This window comes from Halomonas sp. ND22Bw (assembly GCF_003011945.1).
Taxonomy (GTDB): Bacteria; Pseudomonadota; Gammaproteobacteria; order Pseudomonadales; family Halomonadaceae; genus Halomonas; species Halomonas halophila.
Window position 1 is genome coordinate 1 of sequence record NZ_PXWD01001045.1, and the last position, 265, is coordinate 265.

1 protein-coding gene is annotated in these 265 nt (G+C 45.3%); it reads left to right on the plus strand.

What is annotated here, in order from left to right:
* Positions 1-121: 121 nt before the first annotated feature.
* Positions 122-265 (plus strand): neutral/alkaline non-lysosomal ceramidase N-terminal domain-containing protein (locus CVH10_RS21360; protein WP_369335950.1); only part of this gene is annotated, 144 nt, incomplete at its 3' end.

The following is a 265-nucleotide window of genomic DNA, read 5'->3' on the forward strand; positions in this document are numbered from 1 at the left end:
AGGATGACATATTCAACGTCGGTATTGGAAAGGCCGATGTTACCGGGTACAGTGAAATCTTTATTTCTTGGACGTATCTCTCCTGGCATAATCTAATTATCTCCGTAGGCCAGTTGTAGAGATCGTGTTTATGGGATTCGCTGATTCCGAGCAAAAGGGAACTGGTCTTCGACAGCGTCTTTACTCTCGTGCTTTTATCATCGAGAACCCCAACAAGCCAGATGATACCTTTATTTACCTCGTTACCGATCTCGCTGCTGGCGAT